At 45.4% G+C, this 11,811-nt stretch carries 10 protein-coding genes and 1 pseudogene; 3 read left to right on the plus strand and 8 right to left on the minus strand.

Annotation, left to right across the window (positions count from 1 at the left end):
- Positions 1–5: 5 nt before the first annotated feature.
- The 4 genes from aceK to CWB99_RS16880 all read right to left on the minus strand — a co-directional run bounded on the left by aceK (position 6) and on the right by CWB99_RS16880 (position 4,134).
- Entirely contained in the window at positions 6–1,730 is a 1,725-nt protein-coding gene (gene aceK, locus CWB99_RS16865; RefSeq protein ID WP_138552809.1) for a bifunctional isocitrate dehydrogenase kinase/phosphatase, read from the minus strand.
- A 133-nt stretch (positions 1,731–1,863) separates the two neighbouring features.
- Positions 1,864–2,337: a DUF4124 domain-containing protein gene (locus CWB99_RS16870; protein WP_138552810.1), complete on the minus strand. Its 474-nt coding sequence runs from the start codon at positions 2,335–2,337 to the stop codon at positions 1,864–1,866.
- Between the two features lie 83 nt (positions 2,338–2,420).
- Positions 2,421–3,917 (minus strand): DUF3413 domain-containing protein, encoded by a 1,497-nt coding sequence (locus CWB99_RS16875; RefSeq protein ID WP_138552811.1) that lies wholly within the window; start codon positions 3,915–3,917, stop codon positions 2,421–2,423.
- Between the two features lie 4 nt (positions 3,918–3,921).
- Entirely contained in the window at positions 3,922–4,134 is a 213-nt protein-coding gene (locus tag CWB99_RS16880; RefSeq protein ID WP_054013983.1) for a DUF1414 domain-containing protein, read from the minus strand.
- Positions 4,135–4,200: 66 nt separating this feature from the next.
- On the opposite strand from CWB99_RS16880, the gene yejK reads away from it, so the two are divergent.
- Positions 4,201–5,217: a nucleoid-associated protein YejK gene (yejK, locus tag CWB99_RS16885; RefSeq protein ID WP_138552812.1), complete on the plus strand. Its 1,017-nt coding sequence runs from the start codon at positions 4,201–4,203 to the stop codon at positions 5,215–5,217.
- Between the two features lie 61 nt (positions 5,218–5,278).
- Here the strand turns inward: yejK and CWB99_RS16890 are convergent, their stop codons facing one another.
- From CWB99_RS16890 to CWB99_RS16900, 3 genes are read right to left on the minus strand one after another with little or no spacing between them, the layout of a single operon-like run.
- On the minus strand, positions 5,279–6,274 hold the full coding sequence (locus CWB99_RS16890) for an LPP20 family lipoprotein (protein ID WP_138552813.1): 996 nt from the start codon (positions 6,272–6,274) through the stop codon (positions 5,279–5,281).
- The gene (locus CWB99_RS16895; protein ID WP_138552814.1) at positions 6,264–6,878 is read right to left on the minus strand and encodes a penicillin-binding protein activator LpoB; all 615 of its coding nucleotides are present in this window, start codon (positions 6,876–6,878) and stop codon (positions 6,264–6,266) included. The genes CWB99_RS16890 and CWB99_RS16895 overlap by 11 nt, the downstream gene beginning before the upstream one ends.
- A gap of 5 nt (positions 6,879–6,883) precedes the next feature.
- Positions 6,884–8,593, minus strand: a complete 1,710-nt coding sequence (locus CWB99_RS16900; protein ID WP_138552815.1) for a hypothetical protein — start codon at positions 8,591–8,593, stop codon at positions 6,884–6,886.
- Between the two features lie 203 nt (positions 8,594–8,796).
- Between CWB99_RS16900 and CWB99_RS16905 the strand changes: the two genes are divergently transcribed.
- Positions 8,797–9,375: an LPP20 family lipoprotein gene (locus CWB99_RS16905; RefSeq protein WP_138552816.1), complete on the plus strand. Its 579-nt coding sequence runs from the start codon at positions 8,797–8,799 to the stop codon at positions 9,373–9,375.
- 46 nt (positions 9,376–9,421) lie between these two features.
- The gene (locus CWB99_RS16910; protein ID WP_138552817.1) at positions 9,422–10,735 is read left to right on the plus strand and encodes a murein transglycosylase domain-containing protein; all 1,314 of its coding nucleotides are present in this window, start codon (positions 9,422–9,424) and stop codon (positions 10,733–10,735) included.
- A gap of 387 nt (positions 10,736–11,122) precedes the next feature.
- Here CWB99_RS16910 and CWB99_RS24115 read toward each other — a convergent pair.
- A pseudogene (locus tag CWB99_RS24115) lies at positions 11,123–11,811 on the minus strand (ribonuclease E); the annotation flags it as partial.

Genomic DNA, 11,811 nt, shown 5'->3' on the forward strand with positions numbered 1-11,811 from the left:
CTTTATTATTCTATATGCTGGTAGAAACGTTGTTTGGCCGGGTAGGGATATATCTGTTTCACAACATGTGTTTTTACGTCCCGCTGAGCTTGCTGCCAATACTCCACCTTAAGCAATGATTCATGGGCATGCTCAAACACCGCTCTGAGTTTAGAGTCTGTCAGTACAAATGTACACAATTGTTCAGGAAATACATCATTTGGCGCAGCTGAGGGCTCTGCTATGCCACTATATATGTCTTCCAGGGACGGCTTAGGCATGGGCCTGAAGTTCATATCCGTCAGATACTGCACTTCATCGTAATCATAAAATATCACTCTATGATGTTTGGTCACGCCAAAGTTTTTCAGCAGCATATCTCCTGGGAATATATTAACGCTGAGCATTTCCTTGATAGCATGACCATAGTCTTCGATAACTTGTTTGGCTGTTTGTTCATCGGCAGTTTGTAAGAAAAGGTTTAGCGGTGTCATGCGTCGCTCTATGTATAAATGCTTGATGACGACATAATCTCCCTCATCTCTCAAGTTGTTGGCGATTGTAGCCTTGAGTTGAGTCAGCAAATCCAAAGAAAACTTGCTTTTGGGGATCACCACTTCGGAGTATTCGATGGTATCGGCCATACGACCCACACGGTCATGGCTTTTTACCAGTTGGTAGCGTGCCAGGACGGTTTCCCTGCCGAAGGGTTTACTTTCAGCAAAAACATCTTTAATCACTTTAAAGACAAAAGGAAAGTTGGGAAGGGTAAATACCATCATTACCATACCTGGCGTGCCTGGTGCTACGGTAAAGATATCCTCGCTGTGCTGCAGGTGAAAGAGAAAGTCGCGATAGAATTCGGTTTTTCCCTGTTTGTGAAATCCAATGGCATTATACAGCTCTGCAGTTGTTTTATTTGGCATTAGCTGCTGTAAAAATCCTACCATTGCTGAGGGGGCCTGGGTTTCAACGAGGAAATAAGCGCGAGCGAAGCCAAAAATGACGCGCATTTGTGCACTTTTGGTTAGTAGCGCATCGATATAAATGCCACCCTGAGGGTGATGCAATAGCGCAATGATGAATGGCTGAACACCTGACTTTGACACAACCCGACCAACTATATAAGCCCCCTTGTTACGATAAAAAGGCGCGGTGAGAATATCAAAGCGCAGCCCATGGTGGCTGTGGTGGGTACTCGGTGCCTGTTTGATGAAGGCTTTAACCAGCAGTCTAATATCTTGTTCCAAATCGCGAAAACCACATTGTAAATCCATATGTGAAATCATGTTTCGGATTGTGGGTTTGAGCCCTGAAACCACAGGAAAATAGCTTCGGAATTCGGCTTCAATGGGTAAGGTTGTGGGGTTTTCAAGCGTGGTTGCGACAAAAATAAAGTCGTTTTTATAGTATCGACGATGAAACAATCTGCAAAAGACAGAGTTATAGAATGTTTCGGCTAGTTCAGCCTGAGGGTGAAAGGAAAGTAACGCTGCGTAGTATTGTTTTATCTGATGCCAGAGTGACTCGTCAGGGGGAGCTAGTGTGACTTGCTTTTTCAGTGCTTCGACGGTGTCGTTGACTCGGGCATCGTACAAACTGATCCGCTGTTTACTGATTTGTTCAATTTCCCCCCACCTTTGTTGTGCAAATGCAACCGGAGCTCGCGCCGTGATTTTTTGAAATAGCGCAAAATGGGCATGGAACCCTGACAGTATGTATTCTGCGATTGTTTGAACTTGGCAACTCATCGGACCTCCTGAACTGCGAGTTACTTTAGCGCACAAATGTCAGTCTCTCAAGTTCGAATACGCTTTAGGATGTACCAAAGTGCTTGTTCAAATCGAACAAATCGTTAGTGAAATTGGGTTAAGACACAAAGGGCTATTCTAAATGTTTAAGGCGCTTCTCCAGTCTCGTTATTTCTTTATTTAGAATTTTTACTTCCTTGAGATACGCCGTATTAATAGACTTTATATTACGTTTTACGTCTTTGAGTGTCTTAGCGCGTTCACTTTTTTCCATCATGCGAGAAATGCGTCTCTGCTCATCTCTGGTTGCTTCATCTCTTTTTCTGCCCAATACTGCGGCTTGCTGTTTTTTAGCCCGAAGTGTTTTCTTCAACCTGAGGACAAGCTGTTGTCGCTCTATGTTGTTGAGTGTTTTCGTGTACTGGCCATCAGGGGCGGGCGCTTCAGGGTTGGAGTGGCTTAAAGTATGTTGTGTCGCGTTGGCTGCACACGGATGCTGACTGTACACAGTCGTTTCTCCGGTGACACATTTATAGTAGCTGAATGTTGTTTTTGCCGAGCTTATCATTGGCAATAATAGCCAAAGTAAGACCATCAGTATCCTCATAGTAAAAGCTTCCCTGAAACCTGTGTTTACATTTCAAGATAGTAAAACTGGTGAATATCGCAAGTGTTCGAACTGACGCCGCGTTAGTTTCTCGCCGGCGCCTGATTGAATTGTTTAAGCCGCTTGATACTCTGAATTAAGAAGGGGACGTCAAGCTTTTGATCTAAGGTGAACCCCTCTTTGGCAGATATCTGCTTGTAGCTGCCATCCTGAGCGATGAGCGTGATGCGGTCTTTCTTGTAAGCAATGAGCACACCGCGAGAGTAGTTTACACCTTCATTGAGGGTATCTGTAGCGACATTATTGCCTAGCATGCTTGCTGTTGCGAGTGGACTACATTTAAACTGTTCTGCGATGATCGTGGTCATCACGTCACTTATTTGAATCAACTCCGAGTGCCCAAAAAAAGCGGGTATATTGGTAATAAAACGTGTTGTTGTAACAATATCTGAGCTATCAGGCTCGACAATGACTATTGTAGCAGGCGCGTCTTCTGGTAACGAATCGCCTTCGCCTGCGTAAGATACGACAATGTTTGCATCAGCAACCTTGCCAATATAATCGAATTGGGGCATTCCCGTCACAGATAAGGTGAGGCGCGAGGACCAGACCGGAGGCTGCTCGTTCGCCATCAGCGGCTTCTTATAGTATGCGGGAAGACCATAGATTAGATTAAACCTGAAATCCTCAATGTTTGTTGGCGCCAGCAATTGATCTGAATGGTACCAGGATGGATGCGCCAGTAACCTTTCAGTTTGTTCTGTCAGTGCTGTCGCAATCACGAGGTGGACAGGGGGGCTTTGCGTAGGGCAAACATCCAATGACGCTGGTGGATGATAGGTCACTGCATTGGGCCCGACATTGAGTGATCTGGCCTGTTTGTATTCTTGCATATCGAGTAATTCGTGCCTGGCAAGTAAAGTCTTGGCCGTTGTAGGGTAGGACAAGGGCAGTACATTGTCTTGCATAGTGATGTCGAAGTAGCTATTTGCGTCTGCCCAGATGTGCATAATATGGCTGGTTGCAAAACAGGTTACCAGAATCGAGCTGGCTAACTTGGGGAATGAGTAGCCTTTGAGGCGCTCCAGGTGACGCCAGGCATGATTGCCGACGATAAGCTCAAAACTCAGAATCGAGGCTATGATGGCCAGCACGATCAGGCTGTTGATGGCCGGAGAGCCACTGATGGTTTTCCAGATAAGTGAGAGTATCTCGGGTAATGCTTGAAGGTTTAAGTGATAACCCAGCTGGAAATAGACAAATGCATCAATGCACAGGACCGAGATCCCGAGTGTTGCAATACAGGCTGCCATACCCCGAATATGTCTTGGGTAAGGGAAAACCAGGCTGAGCGGGAATATGCTCAGCACAAAAACACAGAAAGTGATGAAACTGGTATGGCTGAGCCAGGTGACCAGCATATACAGCCAGCCCAGTGCCGTCGAAGGCGCTTTGTCTGCGGCCAGATAGCTTAAGGTAATGAGTAAAACTAAACCAATGTTTGCAAAGGTAAACCAGTGCCCCCAGCTTAATAGCTGACTGGCCTTTGACGAAAAAGGGCTGTGCGAAGAAAGGTTCATTCAGTTACTTTACCGACTGGGTCAACGCCTTGGCAAAATTTTCAGCAACCGCCTGTCTTTTCTGTTCTGGCACATGCTCTTTAATGATGTGCGTGATAGAATTTCCTAAACACATTAAGCTTAAATCGACGGTTGCCTGATTCTCTGTCAGTACATTTAACAGTTGGTCGACAATTTGTTCTACTTGTTGGTTGGAATATTTTGACTGGATAGGCATCGGTTGGTTCAAATAAAAAGAGTTATAATTCTTTCTATTCTAACACCAGAGGCGTTAAAAACAAAGATGAGCATTGAGGTGAACAAGCTTGTTGTACACTATGTAGACAAGCAAGACGAAGAAACACAAATTCATTTGCGTGAAGATGAGATGCAGATCAATGATCGTGTAGCGGTATTCATTGAGCAACTCCACCATGCATATAATGGCAAGCCTGGGAAAGGCTTTTGTGCTTTTGATCCTGATAAAGACAGCCGTGTTGCGTCGGCAATGCAGAGCTATCGTAACAACGAGCTGGCTTTTTGGCATTTGACGCAGCAAGCAACTGAAGTGTTGAAAGAAGAGTTGAACAAATATGCGTTCAATGAGACTGGCTATCTGGTGTTTTGTCATTATCAGTATATTGCGAGCGATTACTTGCTGATAGCGATGATCAATATCAAAGAGCATTACTCCATTACGTCTGAACTGGACCTGGCGGCATCGCGGCATTTGGATATTTCGCGTATGCAGCTTGCCGCACGTATAGACCTAACCGCCTGGGATACGCAAGCGGATGAACATCGTTATATCTCGTTCATTAAAGGTCGTGCGGGCAGAAAAGTAGCAGATTTCTTTCTTGATTTTCTGGGCTGTGCTGAAGGTATTGACCCTAAACAGCAGTCGCAAACTATGCTACACGCTGTTGAAGATTACCTGGCTGAGCAACAGTTTGGCAAAGAAGAGAAAGACGCGATCCGCAAAGAGGTCTTTGATTATTGCAATGATTGTATCAATAGTGGCGAAGATGCTGATGTCGAGTCTTTGTCAGATACAGTGTCTAAGTCTTCGGATGTTCAGTTTGAAGACTTTTATAAGCAGCAGGGCTATGAACTGGAAGAGTCATTTCCGCTTGATAAAAAAACCGTCACCACTATGGTTAAATTCTCCGGTCTGGGTGGTGGTGTGAGCGTTGGGTTTGAGCGCAAGCACCTTGGTGAACGAGTATTGTATGATCCGCAAAGTGATACTTTGACGATTAAAGGCGTGCCACCGAACCTCAAAGATCAGCTGGAAAAGTTCTATCAGCAAGAAAGTGAGTAAACAGAGAAGGGCTAACTCGAGTTAGCCCTTTTTAACATGCAGGAAATAGAGACTGATATACTTAGGATTTTCCAGTAACAACAAACTGTGCCAGTTGAGTGCCCAATTTGTCGGCTAATTTGGTCATAGCATTGCTTTTGGCGGTATCCTTATAGCTAGAAGCTGCTTTTACTTTGGTATTAAAGTGTGCCTGCTCTTCGCCGTTTTCCATCACGACCAGGTAGCTTTCAGCTACGCTGTAAAAGGTACCGGTTTTTTCCATATGCTGCCAGTCTACAGTAAACTTGAGAGCAAAGTCGGCATCACCTGTCGTCACTTTTATTCCCTGTGAGCTTAGTGCTTTTGCCAGAATGTCACGAACTTTGCGATGTGCCTGGCTATCGCCCACAATGCTGAAGCTAATGCTGTTAATGATTGCATCGGCCTCAACTTGCTTAGCCCGAACAGCTTCTGGCAAAGCAAGTGGTGCGGCCTGGAGCTGGGTTAGATAACGATTTTGCTTGCTGCGCTTAACTAATAGCTCTTTAAGCGCTGCGGCCTGTTTCAGCTGTTGAGATTTACTTCCATTGGTTGCCAATCTGAACTGTGTAATATCTTCATCAAGTGCACGAATCGTTAACTCTGTTTGCATTGCAGCTTCGGTGCGATTAAAGGCGGCTAACGCAAAAACGGTTTGTCGATCTGCACTAACATATTCATCTTCAATTTTAACACCCTGCAAATGAATATCCGGCACCTTCGAATTGATCAGTTCATCAACATGAAACTGCATTGACTTCTCAGTTGCTGATTGCTCGATGCGCGTAGTGGCGGAAATTGTCACATTGAGCTGTTTTGCCAAAGCCAGTCGGGCAGCCTCCTGCGCAGCCAGTTTTGCCTGCTGTAAATCACCTGTGTTTTGTGCGTTGCCAACACCGTAGATCATATAGCTAGAACTCGGCATGGACGTGATCCATGCCGGTTTAGAATCAACAGGGGATTGAGTCGCGTTATTTGCTCCACAGCCACTGATAATTGCTGATACTAGCAGGGTGGCGAGCAGGGGTTTAGAAGCCAAAGCGTGAGCGCTCCTGAAGCTTTTGAATTTTCTTCTGTCCATTCCATACCTCACGGTTTGTGGTCATATCGATCAATCTCAGGTCGACCTGATAGAAAGTCACGCGATCGCCGCCTTGCTGGTCAACGAAAGAGTTGATAGTGCCTGACAGGGCATAATCAGCGCCTTGCTCCTGACCCATTTCATTTTGCGTCTCAAGGCTGGCATTGAGCTCCTGGTCTTTCCTTTCGTCTCGGATTTCCTGACGGACATCTTTGTTTGCGACAAAGTCCGCCTGGCCGCTGCGTAAGATTGATCGTTTTAAATCATTTAAAAAGGTATCAACTGCAATATGTTGATGCGATTTATTGCGTACTGACTGGATTATAATAGCAGGACGTGACCCTTCTTTTTGTAAGTGATCGTTAACCCATGGAAAGCTCAACATATCGTTGATCATAGCCTCTGCAACCAATTGCGAGTCCTTGCCGTTCCACTTGTCAGAAAGGGCAACCTCTTGATTTGCATCTACTCTTTGTACTTTGGTGGAAGAGCAACCAGTGATGGCTAAGCTGCATGCAACAACCAAAGGAGTTAGCTTTAAAAGTGTGGTTTTACAGTTCATAACAATTATTCCATTGTAAACAGAGTTGATGGTGCCGCGGGTTTTGCACTTTCAATAAAAGTACGAGTATGCCACAGCGTCATATTTTCGTTGATTTCTAATGAGTCAGATTGCTCTATGACTCTGCCTGAGCGAAGTTTAGTTTTGAGCGTAATATTGACTGTACCTTGTGTCACCGGCACTTGTGCCAGCTTAATGTGCGATGGAAGTGACTGCCATTGACGTAAGTCTGCACCTGCTGTAACCGCGTTGACAACGCTGGTTGCTAACTTGGCAAAGCCATCAAATGCCTGAAGACCTGTACTCTGGATTGCTTTATGCGCTGTCATGGCTTTGACAACCTCTCTTGTTAGCGCTATTTGCATCTCTGTGTTGGCATTTTTAAGTGCGCTTTGTAAGGTCAGCAGACTAACAGAGTGGTAGGTGTCCAGCTCTGTTACTTTCTTGCCATCAAGCCAAAGTTCAGTTTTTTCTATTTTTTGTTCAAACGGCTCCAGATATGTCACCGCAATGCGACTGCCGTGCTCCAGTGCATCAATCAATCCGGAAGTCTTAGCACTTTGCCAAAGTGAGTCGCCTAATGGCAGGCGCTTAGTTAACGCACCCATTGCAACATCTCCCAGATCACCAGTCGCATAATTTTGCATCATATCGAACAAGCTGGTATCTGCATATAGCATCTGAAACCACCACATTTGAGCTTTTCGCTCTGCAGGCGTACCCCAGACTATCGGAGTCACGACCAGTGCTTTGGCGCTGTGATCCGCTTTTAGTAACAAATTAAACTCTTTGCGCTGTGGGCCAATTCCCGCATTTTGAATCACTGTAAGACGAGGGCCTGCTTGCTTTGTTTTGGTCATGCCACCGCCCCATTTTTCTTCAAGGGCGACGAGTTCATTGCCGTAACCACCTGCCTTACGCATGACTCGGGCCAAATCAAGATAAGCTTGCTTTGTTACGGTGGTTTTTAGGTTGTACTGTTCAGCAAAGCCTTGCTCAAAAGCTGTCGCAGCTCTTTGATACTGAATTCGGGCTGCATCTAACTCGTTGCTGCTTTCATACAGAAGGCCACTGATATAATGTGCAAATGCATCATCCTTGTAGTCGATGTTTTTTAGTAAGTCGTTCGGTGCCAGAAGCGGTTGTAAAACGCGCATAATGCTGTCGGTGAGCCCATCACCGCTTGGCTCGCCATCATAACCACCTGTTTCGTCGGTCAGAGTCGACAAATAAGTATCGAGTTGTCGCATTTCGACCAGAGCAGCATCCAGATAGTATTGCCTCTGAGCTGGGTGTCGGTTTGCCAGGGCATTATAGTTCAACGCTTTAAACACGTTTATCATCGGGCGATGGAACTCTTTGCCTGCAAACGTGGTGTAAGTTGGGCCGCTCAAGAGGGCCAAAGCTTGTTCTGAGACGCTCACGGTATATTGCTCTTCAATGATTGCTTTGGCCGTATCAAGATGCTCATTGCTCAACTCATACTGTTGCTCCAGATGATACAATGTCCCTAATTCAAGATGGCGTAACAGCTTATTCTTACCTGTTGCAGAGTAGGTTGTTTCAATTGTTGTTTTGGCTTGTTCATATTGACCGTTCTGAGCAAGAAGTATTGCATTTTTGTTTGCGGGTGTTGCATTACATCCTGTCAGAACCACTATCAGGGTCACTGTTAACCAAGCTTGATAATGCAGGGGACGGAGAAGTGATAGCATTACGCTTCCTTTGCTTGTCATAAAGTTTACGGTGACTATACCAAAGAAGTTGGATATATTTGCACTAACTTAAAGATTATTTTGCTTTTTTTGAAGCTGAATATTGTAAGAAATCGTTCTTACAATTTATTACTGTAAAGCAGTCAGGCTTTTGTTAAATTTAAATCATCGCTTAGGCAATCAATAGCTCGAAGGACAATATCATGAAGATCAAACCGCTTATTACTACTATGCTCGTTGCAGGGATGTTAACAGCCTGTAGCTCGACTGGAGGAAAAACAGCTTCTGAGTCGAAGATTAATATTCCCGACTGGGTATTAAACCCGGCCGTTGAAAATGGCATCGCTGCTGCAGATTGCGTAAAGTTTTCTGGCAATATCTCTATAGATCAGAAAATGGCTGTCGCAAATGCGAGACTTGCATTAGCCCAGCAAATTGAAACACGTATCGAAGGGCTAGACAAAACCTTCTCTAATCGTACTGATGCCAACGAAGAGACGACAGTTGGTGCAACATTTAGCTCTGTTTCTAAGCAACTTACGAAGCAAACTTTAAATGGTTCACGCGTGATTAAAGCCGATGTTGTAGAGATTGGTGGCAAAGATTATTTCTGCGCACTGACGACATTATCACCAGCGTTAACTAAAAGCCTGTTTAAAGACCTGATAAAAGAAAGCAAGCAACAGATTAATCCTCAGGATGAGCAATTCTTGTATCAAGAATTTAAAGCATTTAAAGCTGAAAAAGATCTGGAAAAAGAAATCGCCAGATTAACAAACTAATAGAAAGCGCACCACCAGGTGCGCTATTCATTGACAGGAGTGGGCTGTGAAAAACATACTTGCATTGACGATTGCATCTCAGTTTGCTGCCGCAGCAGCGGTCGCCAGTACATCTAGTTTGTTTAACGAACTGGAAGCGGCAATGCAAACTTATGACTACAATGCCCAGGAACAAACGGAATTTGAACGCTATAAAGCGCAGCATCTGCAAGAATTCAACGACTATGTTGAACAACATTTTGCGGAGTTTGATGCGTTTCGTGACAAGCTGATCCAGCAATGGGGAGAGGCGAAAGTGTCTAGCCAAAGCCAGTTTGTCAGTTATTCTGACGATAACCGGGAACGGCTGGAAGTTGACTTTGAGCATGATGAAATTATCCTCAGTGTGCGCCACCATGCAGGAACCCATATATCAGACCAAGAAATTTCTCAGGCAATAGAAAGGTTTCGTCAATCCGAGGAGACGCTCTTCCAGTCTTTTCTTAGTGGTGAGTCTTTGATGGGTGGCGTAACTCACAGAGAGCAGGTCGCCATAGATAATGGGCTACGTGTCAAGTCTATCATCGCTGCTAAAGCACAGATTAAGCAACAAACACAGGAACAGAAAAAGTTAGCAGAGCAGCAGTCCGATGCCGCACTGGCATTGCAGACTGAGCCGCAATTGGTGGAAGCCGCAAATAAAGAGCTGGTCACAAAGAAAGCCGAACTTGATGAGCTTGCCACTAAGCGTATCAAAAACCTGACAAAATCTGTTAGACAGATCTCTAAGACTGAGCCTCAGCAAGTGACTCAGGTCCGGATAAAAATGCCTAAAAACGGCCTGGCACACAAACGAGCCTCTGAGTATCAAAGTCAAATTGCAAAGCAGAGTGAACGCTTTGAAATCGATACCAGTCTGGTGCTGGCAGTCATGCATACTGAAAGCCACTTTAACCCCCTGGCGAAATCACATATCCCGGCATTTGGTTTAATGCAGATAGTACCAACCAGCGCAGGCGTAGACGTCAATCGCTATTTGTACAAACTGGATGAGCCAATGAGCCCGCCTTATCTCTATGTGGTGGACAACAACATCGAAGCAGGCACGGCTTATTTACACCTTCTCAATGACCGTTATCTTAGTGCGATCAAGAACCCATTGAGCCGTAAATATTGCATGATTGCAGCATACAACACGGGAGCAGGCAATGTCGCCAGCGTATTTAATGCGGATGGCTCGCGTAATATTAAGCGTGCAGCGAGAATAATTAACTCACTGTCTCCAGAACGTGTACTTGAAGCGCTGCAGCAAGGGTTACCTTACAATGAAACTCGTCGCTATCTGAAGAAAGTGTTGGCGACTGAAAAACTGTATATTTAGCTCAAAAGACGAAGTACCAGAATTAATGACTCTGGTATTTTCTTTTCATTGAAGTGTAATACCAATTTCACTTAAGACCTGTTCAATTTGACGGAGTAAATATGGCGCTAACAGCGTTAAAAATTTCTCATTTAGAACCTTTACCTAAGGTATAAGTTCGCAAATTTTTGCCTCGCCTATATGGGCATAGGTGCTTTAGCGATAGCAGGACGCGGGAGCGGTGCTATCGACCCTATTTTCTCGCCTCAAAATAGAACACTTAATTAAGCAAATTGGTATTAGATGTTGGTTTCTAAGAGAGTTGGCCTATTCTTAATTGGTTACTCAGATCTCAAGGCATTAAAAAAGGGCCGCACAGGCGGCCCTTTTTATCGTGTAGCTTAGCGCTTATTCATAGCTGGCTGGTGATGCCATTGCCGAGCTTGCGCGCGCTGTAGGAGACTTAGAGCCAGAGCCCTGGCCGCTATCACTTACCTTTTCTCGCATGGAGTCAGGCATGGCAGTGACTGAAATGGTGATATCGGCACTATCATCAGCTGTCGCTTTTGTCATAGGTGCTTCGGCGACGTATTGATAACGAGAGCGGACTGATACTGTCTGCGCTGTAGCTGAAGACTCAGTAATGGTAGCAACCGCTTCAACTTGTGCTGGAGCGTGTTCAGCAACTGCTGTTTCAGCAACAGGTGCTTCTTCGGCTTGTGCTTCAACCGGGGCTTCAGTAGTCGATGCTTCTTCAGCTTGCTCTTCAACTGGCGCCTCAGTAGCTGAAGCTTCTTCAGTTTGTGCTTCAAGCGGGGCTTCAGTAGCAGTTGCTTCTTCAGTTTGTGCTTCAAGCGGGGCTTCAGTAGCAGTTGCTTCTTCAGCTTGTGCTTTAAGCGGGGCTTCAGTAGCAGTTGCTTCTTCAGCTTGTGCTTCAAGTGGGGCTTCAGTAGCAGGTGCTTCTTCGGCTTGTGCTTCAAGCGGGGCTTCAGTAGCAGGTGCTGATGCGCCATCGGCTGCAAGCCAGTCAGGAGTGCCCAGAGCGGATGCCGGCGGGGCGGGGAAAAAATAAAGGTGGGCGCGGGGGGGGGGGGGGG

The sequence above is a fragment of the Pseudoalteromonas rubra genome (assembly GCF_005887095.1).
Taxonomy (GTDB): domain Bacteria; phylum Pseudomonadota; class Gammaproteobacteria; order Enterobacterales; family Alteromonadaceae; genus Pseudoalteromonas; species Pseudoalteromonas rubra_E.